This window comes from Geobacillus proteiniphilus, assembly GCF_001908025.1.
Classification (GTDB): Bacteria; Bacillota; Bacilli; order Bacillales; family Anoxybacillaceae; genus Geobacillus; species Geobacillus proteiniphilus.
On sequence record NZ_MQMG01000008.1, the window covers coordinates 32,123 to 48,057 of the forward strand.

Here is a 15,935-nt window from a genome sequence, read left to right on the forward strand (position 1 = left end):
TTAGCCATACATTTTTTGAGAAAACCGACCACCGCCGTCGGTTGCGGCCAACGCGCTGCTGTCCGGCGCTAAGACGGCGGATGGGATGCTTGTTGCCGTCGTTGTCCATTTGGCAACATCGGGTGCTGTATCGTACAACTTTTCCGTCAAATCCGCTTCATCCTTTCGCATTCCGAACTCTTTTCTTTACATATTAGCAAATTCGTTCGTGTTTGCCCATTCTCAACTTCACTTTATCATCTCGAACCGAGAAGAACCTCCACTTCCACGCGTGAGCGTAAGTGGGGGATGAATCGGTATTCGCCATCGATCTTCCTCTTGCATCAAAAGAACAAAAGGTGTAAAAGTGTTCTGGTTACAACCGGATGTTCGTCATATATGTTTTATTACAAAACTATGTTCTAAATAATCAATGGAAATCCGCCATCAAAGCGAATTAAGGAAGCAAGCGGCCTGCTTGATTGCGGGAGGCAAACAGCCAATACAATCCTGCGCCGGCAACAGAAAGGACGATGTCGAGCAAGTAGAGGGCTCTGCCATATAACGAAACAGGCCGCCGCGGACAATCGGCCCGATGATGCGCCCAAGCTATTGGCTGAGGAAAAAGCAACATTTGTCGGCGGCGAAACGTTTTGTATATAATAAAACGGAGCGAAAACGAACCGATCGCCGATCAGAAAGGGTGGTTTGATGATGTTGACGTTAACAGACATTGAACAAGCGCGAGCGAAAATGAAAGGCATCGTCCATCAAACGCCGCTTGAGCATTCGCAAACGTTCAGCCGGCTGTCCGGCAATGATGTATATATGAAACTCGAAAATTTGCAAAAAACGGGTTCGTTTAAAGTAAGAGGTTCATTCAATAAAATTATGTCGCTCACGGAAGAAGAGCGGGCGCGCGGCGTCATCGCCGCTTCGGCCGGCAACCACGCCCAAGGGGTCGCCTATGCGAGTGGCATGCTTCATATTCCGTGCACGATCGTCATGCCAAAAGGCGCGCCGCTCAGCAAAATTGAAGCGACGAAAAGCTACGGGGCGGAAGTCGTGCTGTACGGCGATGTGTTTGATGAGTCTTTGGAATATGCGTTAGAGTTGCAGCGCGAGCGTGGAATGACGTTCGTTCATCCGTTTGACGACTTGGCGGTGATGGCTGGCCAAGGGACGATCGGCTTGGAGCTGATCGATCAGCTTCCCGACGTCGACGTCGTTCTTTGTCCGGTCGGCGGCGGAGGCTTGTTGGCCGGCCTGGCGTTTACGTTAAAACAGCTGAAGCCATCGGTTGAAGTGTACGGCGTCGAGTCATCGGCTTGCCCGGGCATGACGGCGGCCTTGCGCCATAAGCAACCGGTCGCCATCGCTGCGTCAGAGACGATCGCAGATGGCATCGCGGTGAAAAAGCCAGGCAACATTACGTACCAATACATTGAGCAATACGTCGATGGCGTCGTGTGTGTGGAAGAAGCGGAAATTTCGCGGACGATGTTGTATTTGCTGGAACGGAACAAGCTGTTGGTCGAAGGGGCGGCAGCTTGTCCGCTGGCGGCGCTGTTGTATCAAAAGTTGCCGTTTCGCGGCAAAAAAGTTGCTGCTGTGCTAAGCGGCGGCAACGTCGATGTGACGTTGATTTCGCGCATCATTGAGAGGGGGCTTGTCGAAGCCGGCCGGTTTGTCACGTTTACGACCGTCATTTCCGACAAGCCGGGCCAGTTGAACAAACTGCTTCGTATTATCGCCGAGCTCGAGGCGAATGTCATGTCGATCCATCATCAGCGCATCGGAGCCAAAGTGTTGCCGGGCCAAGCGGAAATTCATTTTTCACTCGAAACGAAAAATGAAGACCATATTCAACAAATCTACCAAGTGTTGTTGAAAGAAGGCTATGATGTACAGTTTTACCGGTGAGCACGCGATGGGAAAACGGTTTGTGTTTCGCCCCTGTCTGTTAGGCAGGAAGCAGAAAAGCCGCCTTCGGAATCATTTTCACATGGCTGCCAAATGAATACGAAAGCATCATTTGCCCAACATAGCGGCTGTTCCTTATGACATGGGGGACAGCCGTTTTGTCAATGCACGGGCGGCGCGTCTTGCGGCCGCGTCGCGCCGAGGCCTTCGCGGGCCATTTTCGCTTTCAAGCTTTCGAATACGTACAAGCCAAACATGCCAAGCAGCTCTTCATCAGTCATCTCACCGATCAGCTTGAGCACATCGCGGCGGTCGAGTTCATCCAAAATCGACATCGCCACCGCTTCGGCGTCTTCTTCATCTCCGGTCAGTCGATCTTTATAGTATTCGTACAGATCGTCAATAAACTTCATCGGCATCGTCGCCTCGCTTTTTTGAGAGCGGGCTTCCTCCTTTCTTTGCAGTTGGCCGATGCGGACTAGGGGCATCGGCAGTCCCCTCGGTTTGACGCCACAAATGCCATTGGCATCAGGGATGATTCATAGTATAATAGGAAAAATATTATCCGAAAAGCGGGGGAGCGCCATGATTCGCCGGTTAACGGCCGAAGACCATCAACAAGTATTTTCGTTTTTGCGGCAAGATCCGTCGTTCAATTTATTTATCATCGGCGATATTGAGTCGTTTGGCTATGACGCCGATTTCCAAGACGTTTGGGGGCAGTTTGACGATGCCGGCTCGCTGAAGGCGGTGCTGCTCCGTTATTACGATTCCTACATTCCGTACGCGCCTGGCGATTTTGATGCCGATGGCTTTGTTCGTCTCATCCGCCAGACGGCCGGCCCGTCGTCGCCCATTCAGCTGTCCGGCAAGTCGGAAGTTGCCGAACAGTTCGAAGAGCGACTGCCGCTTGGGACGAAGCGAACGCTTTACTTTTGCGAGTGTCGGACGGATGAATACGCCCGCCAAGAAATGGGGGCGTTCGCCGTCAAAAAAGCCGAATTGGCCGATGTCGACCGGATTCTCGACTTGCGGCGCCGCATTGCCGAATTTGAGACGAGGCCGTCGTCCCGCGATATGCTAGTGAAAGGGATGGAAACCAATTCAGCTAGAACGTACTACATTGAACAAGACGGCCGAATGGTGGCCGCGGCATCGACATCAGCGGAAAACTCATTGTCGGCGATGATCGTCGGCGTCTGCACGGATCAGGAGCATCGAGGGAAAGGGTATGCGAGCGCCATCGTGGCGAAGCTCGTTTGCGATTTGCTCGCTGAAGGGAAGATGCCGTGCTTGTTTTACGACAACCCGGCCGCTGGCCGCATCTACCGCCGCCTTGGTTTTCGCGATATCGGGCTGTGGGCGATGTACCGCTAGCAACGAAAAGCGGAAGCTCCGCCGGCTTGCTTCTGCGCAGAAGCAAGCCGGCGTTTATTGCCCGTCCGCCCCGTTTGGCGTGACGCGGCGAATGTGCTCGCCGCCGTGCTCCCGCATCGCTTTTGCCTTGTCGTTGACGAGCTGTTTTTGGTCAACGATGGAAGAAGGTGTTTGTTTTTTGTTCGCCATATGGAATCACCTCAATGGAGACGATTTAGCGCGCTGAATGAACATGTCCGCATCTTCGATCAGCCCGCAGACGCCGCATTGGACGCGGTAGCTCGGGCCGCGGTATGGGAGATGGAACGGTTCGAGCGCTTCGTTTGTGTATTCGTGCTCAATGTCGCCGGTGTGCGGATCGAGCTTGACCGCACGCGGGTGCTGCTCAATGAGATGAAACCGCGTCCGATTCGTTTTGCAGTTTGGGCATAGCATCGGTTCCAATCGAAGCCACCTCCATCTTTATCATTTGAAAACATGGCGGCCATTATGTATCGGCAGGTCCTATACGACCGTGTTGGGCATGAGAAGCAATGGTTGACAATCATGGTACAGTTCGGGTATGGTAAAGGCAAAACAAAAAAAATATTTCACTTTTTCAGAAAATAGTGTAATATAAATGGCAAAGGGGATTTTCTATGGCTGACAAACCGCTTCGAGACCGAATTATCGAGACTGCACTCCATTTATTTGAAAAATACGGCTACCATGGTGTCACTGTCGACCGCATTGTCGTGGAAAGCGACACGTCAAAAGGCGGTTTTTATCATAATTTTAAATCAAAAGATGAACTGCTTTACCATATCCACGACGTCTTTATCACCTATGCGTTGACAAAAGCGAAAGAGGCGTATGAAAGTTTTTCAACGCCGACTGAGCGCTTGCACGCCATTATTCAGTCATTTGTAAAAGTATTCCATTTATATAAGCCGCACATCACGGTTTTTTATCAAGAAAGCACCTATTTAAAGCCGGAATACGCGGAGCCGATCAATGAAAAGCGGGAGGAATTCAAACAAATCATCTTCCGCGTCATTCGTGAAGGGATCGAGGCGGGGGAGTTTCGTCCGGAGCTGTCGGTGGAGATTACCGGCATGTCCATTATCGGCATGGTCAACTGGACATACAAATGGTACAATCCGGATGGTCCGCTGTCAATTGAGGAGATCGCGGCGTATTTTGCCGATTTCATTTTGCACGCGGTGCTCCGCACACCAGAAAACCCAACGGCGGCGCGGTTTTTGTTGCGGCCGGCCGCCGAATAAGTTGTTGATCGTATACAGACCAACTAGTCGGTTTTGAAAACGCTTCAAAAAAATCAAAACCGTTTACACTCGTTTTCTTACTAAAACCGACTAGTCGGTTCAAATGATAGAACATTTTCTATGGGGGAGAGGGACAGGATGGATTTTTCATTAACAAAAGAGCAACAAATGATTAAAGAAATGGTTCGCAACTTTGCTGAGAAGGAAATTGCCCCATACGCGGCGAAATGGGATGAAGAGGCGCATTTTCCGCTGGATGTCTTCCGCAAAATGGGCGAGTTGGGGCTGTTGGGCCTGCCGTTTCCGGAAGAGTACGGCGGCGCTGGAGGCGATACGATTTCGTATGCCATCGCCGTTGAGGAAATCGGCCGTGCCTGCGGCGGCACCGGGCTAAGCTATGCGGCCGCTGTGTCACTTGGGGCGAGTCCCATTTATTACTTTGGAACAGAGGAGCAGAAACAAAAATGGCTCGTGCCGATGGCCAAAGGAGAGACGCTTGGCGCTTTTGGACTCACGGAGCCGAACGCCGGGTCCGACGCTGGGGGCACGCGCACAACAGCGGTGCTCGATGGCGATGAATATGTCATCAACGGCGAAAAATGCTGGATCACGAACGCCCAATACGCGCGGCAAGTCATTGTCACCGCTGTTACGGGCAAAGATGCGCGCGGCAAAAACATCATCACCGCTCTCATCGTGCCAACTGACTCCCCAGGATTTACGATCCGTTCGAATTACGACAAGATGGGCGTGCGCGCGTCCAATACGTGCGAGCTTGTTTTCGAGAACGTCCGCGTGCCGAAAGAAAACGTCTTGGGCGACCCGCAAAAAGGGTTTAAACAGTTTTTGTACACACTTGATGGCGGCCGCATTTCCATCGCTGCTTTAGCAGTCGGCATCGCGCAAGCGGCGTTTGAGAAAGCGCTTCAATACGCGAAAGAACGCGTTCAGTTTGGCCAGCCGATTTCCAAGTTTCAAGCGATCCAGTTTAAGCTCGCTGACATGGCGATGGAAATTGAGCTTGCCCGCAATATGGTGTACAAGGCGGCTTGGTTGAAAGACCAAGGGAAACCGTTTACAAAAGAAGCGTCGTTCGCCAAGCTGTTCGCGTCGGAAATGGGGTTCCGCGTCTGCAACCAGGCGATTCAAATTCACGGCGGCTACGGCTATATGAAAGAGTACGGCGTTGAGCGCCATTTGCGGGATATCAAGCTCATGGAAATCGGCGAAGGCACATCAGAAATCCAACGGCTCGTCATCGCTCGCCAACTGGGATGCTAAAAGCGGAAATGCCTGCATATCCATAACAATGAATTCGGACAAAGGGGAGGAAACGGCCGATGTTGACGGTGACTGTGGGGAAATTGTTGGAAGAACGGGCCAGGCAATATGCGAATCATGAGGCGGTCGTGTATGCCGACCGCGGCTTGCGTCTGACATATCGGCAGTTTAACGACTATTGCCGCCTCGTTGCGCGCGGGTTGATGCGGCTTGGCATCGAAAAAGGGGAGCATGTCGCCATTTGGGCGACGAACGTCCCGGAATGGATCGCCTGTCAGTTTGCGACCGGCAAAATGGGGGCGGTGTTAGTTACGGTCAATACGAACTACCGCGCGGCCGAACTTGAGTATTTGCTCAAGCAATCGGACTCGACGACGCTCTTTTTGATCGAGCAATATCGCGACTCGTCGTATATCGATATTTTATATGAAATCGTTCCCGAGCTGCGCATATCGGCGCCCGGACAGCTGCAATCGAAACGGCTGCCGAAGTTGAAAAACGTGATCTTTCTTGGCGACAAACGATACCCGGGCATGTTCACATGGAACGACATCTTGGCGATGGCGCACGATGTATCGGAAGAAGAACTCGATGAACGGATGGAAAGCCTCGACCCACACGATGTGATCAACATGCAATACACGTCCGGGACGACTGGATTCCCGAAAGGGGTGATGTTGACGCATTACAACATCGTCAACAACGCCCACCAAGTGGCGCAATGCATGGGACTTGGCGAAGGCGATCGATTGTGCATTCCGGTGCCGTTTTTCCATTGCTTCGGCTGCGTCATGAGCACGCTCGCATGCGTGACGGTCGGGGCGACGATGGTGCCGGTTGTGGAGTTCCATCCGAAGCGGGTTCTCGAGACGGTGGAAGCGGAGCGGTGCACGGCGCTTCACGGCGTGCCGACGATGTTCATCGCCGAGCTCAACGACCCGGATTTTGCCAAATACGATTTGTCGTCGCTGCGCACGGGCATTATGGCCGGTTCTCCTTGCCCGGTCGAAGTGATGAAGGCGGTCATCGAGAAAATGGGGATGAAAGACATTACGATCGCCTACGGGCAGACGGAAGCGTCGCCAGTCATCACGCAAACGCGCACCGACGATCCGCTCGAGCTGCGTGTCGAAACGGTTGGCCGCGCTTTGCCGGGCGTGGAAGTGAAAATCGTTGAGCCGGGCACGAACAAGGAAGTGCCGCGGGGAGTGCAAGGGGAGCTATGCACGCGCGGCTATCATGTGATGAAAGGGTATTACAACAACCCGGAAGCGACAAACGAAGCGATCGATCAAGACGGCTGGCTGCATACCGGCGATTTGGCGACGATGGATGAAAACGGTTACTGCCGCATCACCGGCCGGCTGAAAGATATGATCATCCGCGGCGGGGAGAACATTTATCCGCGCGAAATCGAAGAGTTTTTGTACAAACATCCGAAAATTTTGGACGTTCAAGTCGTCGGCGTGCCGGATGAGGTATACGGCGAAGAAGTGATGGCGTGGATCATCTTAAAAGACGGCGAAACGGCGACCGCTGAGGAGATTCGCGAGTTTTGCCGCGGCAACATTTCCCGGCATAAAATCCCGCGTTATATCGAATTTACCGACTCGTACCCGATGACGGCATCTGGGAAAATTCAGAAATTCAAATTGCGGGAAATGGCGAAACAGCGCCTCGGCTTAACAACCTAAGCTTAAACCGCCGCGCCGGGCGGACGAACCGTCCGGCGCCGGCACCTGCACTTTTAAGAAAGGGTGAGACGATGTTTTCGAAAGTGTTGATTGCCAACCGCGGCGAAATCGCCGTCCGCGTCATCCGCACGTGCCGACGTCTCGGTATTCAAACGGTTGCCATTTATTCCGAAGCAGACGCCGATTCGCTCCATGTCGCGCTCGCGAATGAAGCGTATTTGATCGGCAAGCCGCGCGTCGCGGAAAGCTATTTAAATATCGAAAAAATCATTGAGGTTGCCAAAGCGGCGAAAGCGGAGGCGATCCATCCCGGCTACGGGCTGTTGTCGGAAAATCCGGCGTTTGCCCGCCGCTGCGAGGAAGAAGGAATCGTCTTTATCGGTCCGAAGGCTGACGTCATTGCGGCGATGGGCAGCAAAATCGAAGCGCGGCGGACGATGGAAAAAGCCGGCGTGCCGATCGTCCCGGGCGTCTCCTTTGCGCTTGATGGCGCCGATGAGGCGGCCAAAGCGGCGGCTTCAATTGGGTATCCAGTCATGCTGAAGGCGTCAGCCGGCGGCGGCGGTATCGGCATGCATATCGCTCGCGATGAAGCTGAGCTGCGCCAAGCATTTGAAGGGAGCCAAAAACGGGCCGCTTCGTTTTTCGGCGACGGGACGATGTATATCGAAAAGTATATTGAACGTCCGCGTCATATCGAAATTCAGCTGCTCGCCGATGGGCGCGGCAACTGCGTCTACTTATGGGAGCGCGAATGCTCGATTCAGCGCCGCCATCAAAAAGTTGTCGAAGAGGCGCCGTCGCCGTTTTTGGATGAAGAGGCGCGGCGGAAGATGGGGGAGGCGGCGGTGCGGGCTGCGCGTTACATCGGTTATGCAAATGCCGGTACCATTGAATTTCTCGTCGATGAACAGAAAAACTTTTATTTTCTTGAGATGAACACTCGGCTGCAAGTCGAGCACCCGGTGACGGAAGAAATCACCGGCATTGACATCGTCGAAGAGCAGCTGCGCATCGCCGCCGGCGAGCCGCTTCGTTATAAGCAAAAGGACATCCGCCGCGACGGTCACGCCATTGAAGTGCGCATTTATGCCGAAGATCCGAACACGTTTTATCCATCGCCCGGCCGCATTACGGCGTTTTCCGCCCCACAAGGCGAATGGATTCGTCATGAAACGGCGGTTCAAAGCGGCATCACGGTCACGCCGTTTTATGATCCGATGATCGCGAAGTTGATCGCGAAAGGGCCGGATCGGCAAACGGCGATTGAACGCTTGCTCGCAGCGCTTCGGGACTATCGCGTCGAAGGGATTAAAACGAACATTCCGCTGCTTGAGGCCGTGTTGTCCCATCCGGCGTTTCAAGCGGGGGATACGACGACCGATTTCCTTTCGAAACATTGGAAACCAATAAAAACGAAATGAAGCAGAAATGAATGGGGGAAGAAACGATGAATCAAATAACCGCAACGATGGCAGGAAGTGTATGGAAAATTGTCGTCGCCGTCGGTGACCGTGTGGAAGAAGGGCAAGATGTCGTCATTTTGGAATCGATGAAAATGGAGATTCCGATTGCCGCGGAAACGTCTGGCGTCGTGAAGCACATCCACGTGCAGGAAGGAGATTTCGTGAACGAAGGCGACGTGCTTGTCGAGATTGAGTAAAAGGGGGAGCAGAGCATGAGCCGATGGCCGGCGAAGGTGACGATCAAAGAAGTCGGCCCGCGCGACGGCCTGCAAAACGAAGCAACGCCGATCGCGACCGCCGATAAAATCGCTTGGATCAACCTATTGTCAGAAACGGGGCTGTCGTACATTGAGGTGACTTCCTTCGTCCATCCGAAATGGATTCCGCAGCTTGCGGACGCCGTTGAAGTGGCAGCGGGTATTCGCCGAAAAGCCGGCGTCACGTATGCGGCGCTCGTCCCCAACGAAAAGGGGCTTGAGCGGGCGCTTGGCGCCGGGGTGGATGAAGTCGGCGTCTTCATGTCAGCGAGCGAAACGCACAATCAAAAAAATATTAACAAAACCATCGCCGCCACATTTCCGGTGCTTGAAGCGGTCGTGAAAACGGCGAAACAAGCAGGAAAAACGGTGCGCGGCTACGTTTCAACCGTCTTTGGCTGCCCGTATGAAGGGCCTGTCGCCGTCGATCAAGTGCTGATGGTGGCGGACCGGTTGTTGGCGATGGGGGTTGACGAACTGTCGCTCGGCGATACGATCGGCGTGGCGACGCCCAAACAAGTCGAAGAGGTGCTCGCAATCGTGCTCCGCCGTTTTCCGGCTGATCGGATCGCCATGCATTTCCATGACACGAGAGGGACGGCGCTGGCCAATATTTTAGTGTCGATGGAAATGGGGATTACGACGTTCGACAGCTCGCTCGGCGGCCTCGGCGGCTGCCCGTACGCTCCCGGAGCGTCGGGAAACGTCGCCACCGATGATTTAGTGTATATGCTTCACGGCATGGGGATTGAAACCGGCATCGATGTCGAGCAGCTGACGAAAGCGGCTTTGTTTATCCGCGACAAAATTGGCCGCCCGCTTCCGAGCCGCTATTTGCAAACGGTTTTATCATAAGGGGGAAGAAAACATGGGAACACTTGTATCGTTTGAAACACAAGAAAATGGCATTGCCATTGTGACATTAAACCGTCCGGAAGCGGCCAACGCGCTTTCAAGAGCGCTTCTTTTCGAGCTTGGAGCGCTCTTTCAAGAGATCAAATTTCGGAAAGACGTGCGCGTTGTCATGTTGACCGGGGCAGGAGACAAAGTGTTTTGCGCCGGCGCTGATTTGAAAGAGCGGGCGGGGATGAATGAAACGGAAGTGCGGCAAGCCGTCGCCTTAATCAGCAAAACGATCAACGAGGTCGAGAAAGTGCCGCAGCCGGTCATCGCCGTTTTAAACGGCTCGGCGTTTGGCGGTGGGTTGGAGCTTGCCTTGGCTTGCGACATCCGGTTTGCTGCCGACGATATCCAGCTTGGGCTGACGGAAACGTCGCTTGGCATCATTCCGGGAGCGGGGGGGACGCAGCGGCTGCCGCGCCTTGTCGGCATCGGAAAAGCGAAAGAGCTGATTTTTGCCGCGAAGCGCATCACCGCCAAAGAGGCGGAGCGAATCGGCCTTGTCGAATACGCGGTGCCGCGCTCCGAGCTGATGGAGCGTGCGCTTCGCCTAGCGCAACAAATCGCCGAAAACGCGCCGATTGCCGTCCGCCAGGCGAAACGGGCGGTGCAAAGCGTATTCAACGTCGACTTGGAGACCGGCCTGGCGATTGAACAGCTCGCCTATGAGGCGACCATTCCGACGAAAGACCGGTTGGAAGGATTGCAGGCGTTTAAAGAAAAGCGGAAGCCGGTGTACAAAGGCGAGTAAGCCCGCTTGGACAAGGAGGGGGCCGGTTTGGAAGGAGGAAGCCGCACGGAGCGCTTGCGCCGCATCGGCCTTTTCGCAGCGATAAAACACGGCATCCAACCTTGCTCCGGCCGAACACGCGGGATTGAACAGCAAGATCCATCAAAACAAGGAGGGGAAACAAAGAGATGAAGGAAACGGCCAATCAACAAGACACGCTAGTGGCGGAGCTCAAGAAGCGAGCGGCCGACATCAAAAAAGGCGGGGCGCCAAAATATCATGAAAAAAACGCCGCCCAAGGGAAGTTATTTGTTCGCGAGCGGTTGAACTTATTGCTTGATAACGGCTTGGAAGTGGAAGACGGACTGTTTGCCAACTGTTTGGCGGGCGATTTGCCGGCTGATGGAGTTGTGACCGGCATCGGCAAAATCAATGGCCGCACCGTCTGCGTGATGGCGAACGATTCGACCGTCAAAGCCGGCTCGTGGGGAGCGCGCACCGTCGAAAAAATCATTCGCATTCAAGAGACAGCGGAAAAATTGCGTTGCCCGATCATTTATTTGGTGGACTCGGCTGGCGCCCGCATCACCGATCAAATCGAAATGTTTCCCGGCCGGCGCGGGGCGGGACGCATTTTTTACAATGAAGTGAAGCTGTCCGGCAAAGTGCCGCAAGTGTGCTTATTGTTCGGCCCATCAGCAGCCGGCGGCGCCTATATTCCGGCGTTTTGCGATATCGTCATCATGGTCGAAGGCAATGCCTCGATGTACTTAGGCTCGCCGCGCATGGCGGAAATGGTGATTGGGGAAAAAGTGACGCTCGAAGAGATGGGCGGCGCCCGCATGCATTGCACCGTCTCCGGCTGCGGCGACGTGCTCGTGAAAACCGAAGAAGAAGCGATTGCCTATGCGCGCCGTTATTTGTCGTATTTTCCGTCTAATTACAGCGAAAAGCCGCCGGTGGTCGAGGCGAAGCCGCCGAAATCGTTTGACAAAACGATCGAGGACATTTTGCCGGAAAACCAAAATGCGCCGTTCAACATGTATGATTTGATTGAGCGGATCATTGACGAAGGATCGTTTTGTGAAATCAAAAAACTGTTTGCGCCAGAAATCATTACTGGACTGGCGCGCCTTGCCGGCCAGCCAATCGGCATTATCGCCAACCAGCCGCGCGTCAAAGGTGGCGTATTGTTCCACGACTCGGCCGATAAAGCAGCGAAATTCATCACCCTTTGCGATGCGTTCCATATCCCGCTTTTGTTTTTGGCCGACGTCCCTGGCTTTATGATCGGCACGAAAGTCGAGCGGGCCGGCATCATCCGCCATGGGGCGAAAATGATCGCTGCCATGTCGGAAGCGACCGTGCCGAAAATCTCGGTCATCGTTCGCAAAGCGTACGGCGCCGGATTGTATGCGATGGCCGGGCCGGCGTTTGAACCAGATTGCTGCTTGGCGCTTCCGAACGCGCAAATCGCCGTCATGGGGCCGGAAGCGGCCGTCAACGCCGTCTACGCCAACAAAATCGCCGAGCTGCCGCCAGAGGAGCGGGCGGCGTTTGTCGAGCAAAAACGCGAGGAATATCGGCGCGACATCGATATTTACCGGCTGGCGTCCGAGCTTGTCATCGATGGGATCGTCGCGCCGAACGACTTGCGCAACGAGCTCATCCGCCGATTTGAGGCCTATATGTCCAAGTATATGGTCTTTTCTGAGCGGAAGCATGGGGTGTATCCAGTTTGAAAAAATGGATGGCTGTCCCTCTTGCCAAGGAGCAGAACATCATGTATCATAATAATCACCAATCCGTTGCTGCGTTGTGCGTTGTAGAATGAAGTTTCAACCGATGGCAATAGAAAGGGAGTTCTACATTGAAGCGGGAATGTCATGCCTCAATATTCGTGATGGAGGACGGCAGGAACGCTTCTGCGAACACCCACCTGGTGGAGCGTGGTTGAGAAACTGCATTCAGCCAACGGCAACCGCGGCGCGGATTCATGAATGAGAGACGGCAAAGGGCGTCCAACTGGATAAAAGACATCCAGTTGGACGCCTTTTTTGGTTTTGATGTTGGTCGCGCACGTTTTGTCAAAAACACGAAACAATATAGTTGATTTTCCCTGTTTCCATGTTATAATCATATTTCGTTCAGGAATAATTCGTATTGAAACTATTCCAACAAGAAAGATGAGGCAAGGAGGGGGGATGAATGGAAGGGATCAGCCGGGACATCATGTACGCCGTCTTCCGGACGCAAAAGGCGCTTTATCGCCTCATCCGTGAAGACGCCGCCCGCGTCGGGGTGACAGAGGTGCAGCTGATCGTCTTATATACGCTGTTGAAAAAAGAGCATATTCGCCTCAATGACTTGGCGGAAAAATTAAACTTAAGCAACAGCAACGTCAGCGGCACGGTCGACCGGCTCGTCGGCGCCGGCCTTGTTGTCCGTGAGCCGTCGAAGCAAGATCGGCGCGCGGTCATTTTGAGTTTGACGGAAAAAGGAAAAGAGACGGTGTCGGAAGCGTTTGGCGAGCAGTCGGTGCTGCGCCGGCGGCTTCGTCGCATTCAAGAACTCGTCTCTCCAGAGGAGATTGAACAGTTTTTGCATCTTCATGAAAAAATCAAAGCGATTTTACTCGGGGAGGAATAGACGGTGAACGTGAAACGATTGGTTGCGCTGAACATCATTGTGCTCATTTTGCTTGTCGGTGGAGGCTTTGCCGCCTACTACTATGTGAATGAAGCAACGAACTACATTAAAACGGACAACGCCCGCATCGACGGCCAGGTCATCTCCGTCGCTGCGCCGCTGTCCGGAAAACTGACGTCCTGGCGGGGCGACACGGGAAAAACCTTCTCAGCCGGGGAAGAAATCGGCGAGGTGTTTGACGGCAAAACGACGGTGCCGGTGACAGTGCCGCATCGGATGACAATCGTGCAGCAAAACGCGGTCAAGGACTCGTTTGTCGCCGCGGGGATGCCGCTTGCCCGCGGGTTTGATTTGAACGATTTGTGGGTGACGGCGAATATTGAAGAGACGGATATTGAAGACGTGAAAGTCGGGCAAGACGTCGATATTTATGTCGATGCGTATCCGGATCGCAAGTTCAGCGGCAAAGTCGAAAAGATTGGCAATGCGACAGCGAATACGTTCAGCCTGCTGCCAAGTTCCAATGCGACCGGCAACTACACGAAAGTGACCCAAGTGATTCCAGTCACGATTTCCATTGACAATTACAGCGGAGCTGGACTTGTGCCGGGCATGAACGTCACCGTCCGCATCCATAAGTAGGTGATTGAGGATGACAGCATTTGTCATTGGTTATATTGTGTTTGCCGTTTTGGTCTTGGCGGCGGTCAACATCGCGCTGCGCCGCCGCAAACCGGCTTCAGCCGCGGTGAAGGCGGCAGATGAAGCGGCGGAAGCCAACGCTCGACCGGTGGCGGAAACGAAAGAAGAGCCGTCGACAGGAACGGATGGGCGTCCGGCCGCTCCAGCCGGGCAAGGCGGCCTCGGGGATATCGGCAGCCGCGGCAAGGTTGTGGCGACGGTCATGCTTGGTGCGTTTGTCGCTATTTTGAATCAAACGTTGATCAACGTCGCTTTGCCGCATATGATGAAAGATTTCAATGTCGAAACGTCAACAATCCAATGGCTCGTCACGGGATATATGCTCGTCAACGGGGTGCTCATCCCGATCAGTCCGTTTTTAATCGCGAAGTTTCCAGCGAAACGGCTGTTTTTATTGGGCATGTCGTTTTTTGCCATCGGCGCGTTTGTCTGCTCGATCGCTCCATCGTTTGCCGTCATGCTCGCAGGGCGGCTGACGCAAGCGGTCGGGGCCGGCATTATTATGCAGCTTATGATGGTCATTATGTTGTCGATTTTCCCTCCGGAACGCCGCGGGGTGGCGATGGGGACGGTCGGAATCGCCATGATGTTTGCGCCGGCGGTCGGGCCGACGCTGTCCGGATGGATCGTTGAACATTATACATGGCGGCTGTTGTTTTACGTCGTTTTGCCGATCGCCATTGTGGACATTGTGCTTGCCTCCGTCTGGCTGAAACATACGCCGCGTAAAGGCAATCCAGTGCTGGACGTGCAAGGGGCGGTCTACTCAACGATCGGGTTTGGCGGCGTTCTGTATGGCTTCAGCGAGGCCGGAAGCAAAGGATGGGGCGAGACGGAAGTCGTTGTTTCGCTTGTCATCGGCGCCTTGTTCCTCATCATGTTCACATGGCGTTCGCTCCGCTCGGAGCATCCGGTGCTCAATTTCCGCGTGTTCCGCTACCCGGTGTTTACGTTGGCGACCGTCATCGGTTCGGTCATTAACATGGCGATGTTTGCCGCCATGGTGCTGCTTCCGGTGTATTTGCAAAACTTGCGTGGCTTTACGCCGCTCGATGCCGGTTTGCTGTTGCTGCCGGGGGCGATCGTCATGGCGATCATGTCGCCGATCTCCGGTTGGGTGTTTGACCGCATCGGCGCGCGGATGCTCGCTATTGTCGGCTTGATCATCACCGCTGTGACGACATGGGAGTTCAGCAAGCTGACACTCGACACCCCGTATAGCCATTTAATTTGGCTTTACATTTTCCGGATGTTCGGCATGTCGATGCTCGGGATGCCCATCATGACGGAAGGGTTAAACGCCTTGCCGCGTCATCTGTACAGCCACGGCACGGCGATGTCGAATACGATCCGTCAAGTGGCGGCTTCGCTCGGAACGGCGTTCTTGGTGACGATCATGTCCAATCGGGCGAAATTCCATGTGGAAGCTTACCGCAATGAAATGACGGAAAACAATCCGTTGTTCATGAGCCTTGTCGGCCAATTGAAACAGGCGATCCCAAGCGATGAGGCGATCGCTCAGCTGTTGTATGGACTTGTGCAGCAACGATCGACGGTCGAAGGGATCAACGACGCCTTTTTCGTCGCCACTGGCTTGACAGTGCTCGCGTTAATCATGGCGTTTTTCTTAAAAGGAAAAAAACATAAATCGCCGTCGGCATAAGCAGAGACATGAAAAGCGGTTGTCGTGAGTTGTGGATAAGAAGCGGCGT

General features: G+C 53.9%; 17 protein-coding genes and 1 other RNA gene. 14 read left to right on the forward strand and 4 right to left on the reverse strand.

Annotation, left to right across the window (positions count from 1 at the left end; genetic code table 11):
* Positions 1–171, reverse strand: coding sequence for a threonyl/alanyl tRNA synthetase SAD (locus BRO54_RS20190; protein ID WP_204378353.1), 171 nt, complete (start codon positions 169–171; stop codon positions 1–3).
* 522 nt (positions 172–693) lie between these two features.
* On the opposite strand from BRO54_RS20190, the gene ilvA reads away from it, so the two are divergent.
* The gene (gene ilvA, locus BRO54_RS04530; RefSeq protein ID WP_074043262.1) at positions 694–1,902 is read left to right on the forward strand and encodes a threonine ammonia-lyase; all 1,209 of its coding nucleotides are present in this window, start codon (positions 694–696) and stop codon (positions 1,900–1,902) included.
* A gap of 161 nt (positions 1,903–2,063) precedes the next feature.
* Here ilvA and BRO54_RS04535 read toward each other — a convergent pair whose 3' ends face one another.
* Entirely contained in the window at positions 2,064–2,321 is a 258-nt protein-coding gene (locus tag BRO54_RS04535) for a DUF6154 family protein (RefSeq protein WP_074043263.1), read from the reverse strand.
* Between the two features lie 166 nt (positions 2,322–2,487).
* Here BRO54_RS04535 and BRO54_RS04540 point away from each other — a divergent pair, with 166 nt between their 5' ends.
* Positions 2,488–3,279: a GNAT family N-acetyltransferase gene (locus BRO54_RS04540; RefSeq protein ID WP_074043234.1), complete on the forward strand. Its 792-nt coding sequence runs from the start codon at positions 2,488–2,490 to the stop codon at positions 3,277–3,279.
* Between the two features lie 54 nt (positions 3,280–3,333).
* Here the strand turns inward: BRO54_RS04540 and BRO54_RS20790 are convergent, their stop codons facing one another.
* Both BRO54_RS20790 and BRO54_RS04545 read right to left on the reverse strand, forming a co-directional pair.
* Entirely contained in the window at positions 3,334–3,468 is a 135-nt protein-coding gene (locus BRO54_RS20790) for a hypothetical protein (RefSeq protein WP_013523686.1), read from the reverse strand.
* Between the two features lie 6 nt (positions 3,469–3,474).
* Positions 3,475–3,723, reverse strand: coding sequence for a hypothetical protein (locus BRO54_RS04545; RefSeq protein WP_013145420.1), 249 nt, complete (start codon positions 3,721–3,723; stop codon positions 3,475–3,477).
* Positions 3,724–3,917: 194 nt separating this feature from the next.
* Between BRO54_RS04545 and BRO54_RS04550 the strand changes: the two genes are divergently transcribed.
* From BRO54_RS04550 to BRO54_RS04605, 12 genes are all read left to right on the forward strand, one after another.
* Positions 3,918–4,544 (forward strand): TetR/AcrR family transcriptional regulator, encoded by a 627-nt coding sequence (locus tag BRO54_RS04550; protein ID WP_074043235.1) that lies wholly within the window; start codon positions 3,918–3,920, stop codon positions 4,542–4,544.
* A 138-nt stretch (positions 4,545–4,682) separates the two neighbouring features.
* On the forward strand, positions 4,683–5,825 hold the full coding sequence (locus BRO54_RS04555; RefSeq protein WP_074043236.1) for an acyl-CoA dehydrogenase: 1,143 nt from the start codon (positions 4,683–4,685) through the stop codon (positions 5,823–5,825).
* A gap of 59 nt (positions 5,826–5,884) precedes the next feature.
* Positions 5,885–7,519, forward strand: coding sequence for an AMP-binding protein (locus BRO54_RS04560; RefSeq protein ID WP_074043237.1), 1,635 nt, complete (start codon positions 5,885–5,887; stop codon positions 7,517–7,519).
* A gap of 71 nt (positions 7,520–7,590) precedes the next feature.
* A complete protein-coding gene (gene accC, locus BRO54_RS04565) occupies positions 7,591–8,943 on the forward strand; it encodes an acetyl-CoA carboxylase biotin carboxylase subunit (RefSeq protein WP_074043238.1) in 1,353 nt (450 codons plus the stop codon).
* A 26-nt stretch (positions 8,944–8,969) separates the two neighbouring features.
* Positions 8,970–9,182: an acetyl-CoA carboxylase biotin carboxyl carrier protein subunit gene (locus BRO54_RS04570; RefSeq protein WP_011231095.1), complete on the forward strand. Its 213-nt coding sequence runs from the start codon at positions 8,970–8,972 to the stop codon at positions 9,180–9,182.
* A gap of 15 nt (positions 9,183–9,197) precedes the next feature.
* Complete coding sequence (locus BRO54_RS04575) at positions 9,198–10,097, forward strand: hydroxymethylglutaryl-CoA lyase (RefSeq protein ID WP_074043239.1); 900 nt, start codon at positions 9,198–9,200, stop codon at positions 10,095–10,097.
* Positions 10,098–10,110: 13 nt separating this feature from the next.
* Entirely contained in the window at positions 10,111–10,893 is a 783-nt protein-coding gene (locus BRO54_RS04580; protein ID WP_074043240.1) for an enoyl-CoA hydratase, read from the forward strand.
* Between the two features lie 167 nt (positions 10,894–11,060).
* Complete coding sequence (locus tag BRO54_RS04585; RefSeq protein WP_074043241.1) at positions 11,061–12,614, forward strand: acyl-CoA carboxylase subunit beta; 1,554 nt, start codon at positions 11,061–11,063, stop codon at positions 12,612–12,614.
* 63 nt (positions 12,615–12,677) lie between these two features.
* Positions 12,678–12,866, forward strand: a non-coding RNA gene (gene ssrS, locus BRO54_RS04590) — 6S RNA.
* Positions 12,867–13,080: 214 nt separating this feature from the next.
* Positions 13,081–13,521, forward strand: coding sequence for a MarR family winged helix-turn-helix transcriptional regulator (locus BRO54_RS04595; RefSeq protein WP_033025304.1), 441 nt, complete (start codon positions 13,081–13,083; stop codon positions 13,519–13,521).
* A gap of 3 nt (positions 13,522–13,524) precedes the next feature.
* Positions 13,525–14,163: an HlyD family secretion protein gene (locus tag BRO54_RS04600; RefSeq protein WP_074043242.1), complete on the forward strand. Its 639-nt coding sequence runs from the start codon at positions 13,525–13,527 to the stop codon at positions 14,161–14,163.
* Positions 14,164–14,173: 10 nt separating this feature from the next.
* Positions 14,174–15,886, forward strand: coding sequence for a DHA2 family efflux MFS transporter permease subunit (locus tag BRO54_RS04605; protein WP_074043243.1), 1,713 nt, complete (start codon positions 14,174–14,176; stop codon positions 15,884–15,886).
* Positions 15,887–15,935: the final 49 nt, after the last annotated feature.

What these genes read in the sequence shown, in the direction of transcription:
- BRO54_RS20190 (WP_204378353.1), bottom strand. Translation starts at nt 171, where the DNA reads ATGCGAAAGGATGAAGCGGATTTGACGGAAAAGTTGTACGATACAGCA.
- ilvA (WP_074043262.1), top strand. Translation starts at nt 694, where the DNA reads ATGTTGACGTTAACAGACATTGAACAAGCGCGAGCGAAAATGAAAGGC.
- BRO54_RS04535 (WP_074043263.1), bottom strand. Translation starts at nt 2,321, where the DNA reads ATGCCGATGAAGTTTATTGACGATCTGTACGAATACTATAAAGATCGA.
- BRO54_RS04540 (WP_074043234.1), top strand. Translation starts at nt 2,488, where the DNA reads ATGATTCGCCGGTTAACGGCCGAAGACCATCAACAAGTATTTTCGTTT.
- BRO54_RS20790 (WP_013523686.1), bottom strand. Translation starts at nt 3,468, where the DNA reads ATGGCGAACAAAAAACAAACACCTTCTTCCATCGTTGACCAAAAACAG.
- BRO54_RS04550 (WP_074043235.1), top strand. Translation starts at nt 3,918, where the DNA reads ATGGCTGACAAACCGCTTCGAGACCGAATTATCGAGACTGCACTCCAT.
- BRO54_RS04555 (WP_074043236.1), top strand. Translation starts at nt 4,683, where the DNA reads ATGGATTTTTCATTAACAAAAGAGCAACAAATGATTAAAGAAATGGTT.
- BRO54_RS04560 (WP_074043237.1), top strand. Translation starts at nt 5,885, where the DNA reads ATGTTGACGGTGACTGTGGGGAAATTGTTGGAAGAACGGGCCAGGCAA.
- accC (WP_074043238.1), top strand. Translation starts at nt 7,591, where the DNA reads ATGTTTTCGAAAGTGTTGATTGCCAACCGCGGCGAAATCGCCGTCCGC.
- BRO54_RS04570 (WP_011231095.1), top strand. Translation starts at nt 8,970, where the DNA reads ATGAATCAAATAACCGCAACGATGGCAGGAAGTGTATGGAAAATTGTC.
- BRO54_RS04575 (WP_074043239.1), top strand. Translation starts at nt 9,198, where the DNA reads ATGAGCCGATGGCCGGCGAAGGTGACGATCAAAGAAGTCGGCCCGCGC.
- BRO54_RS04580 (WP_074043240.1), top strand. Translation starts at nt 10,111, where the DNA reads ATGGGAACACTTGTATCGTTTGAAACACAAGAAAATGGCATTGCCATT.
- BRO54_RS04585 (WP_074043241.1), top strand. Translation starts at nt 11,061, where the DNA reads ATGAAGGAAACGGCCAATCAACAAGACACGCTAGTGGCGGAGCTCAAG.
- BRO54_RS04595 (WP_033025304.1), top strand. Translation starts at nt 13,081, where the DNA reads ATGGAAGGGATCAGCCGGGACATCATGTACGCCGTCTTCCGGACGCAA.
- BRO54_RS04605 (WP_074043243.1), top strand. Translation starts at nt 14,174, where the DNA reads ATGACAGCATTTGTCATTGGTTATATTGTGTTTGCCGTTTTGGTCTTG.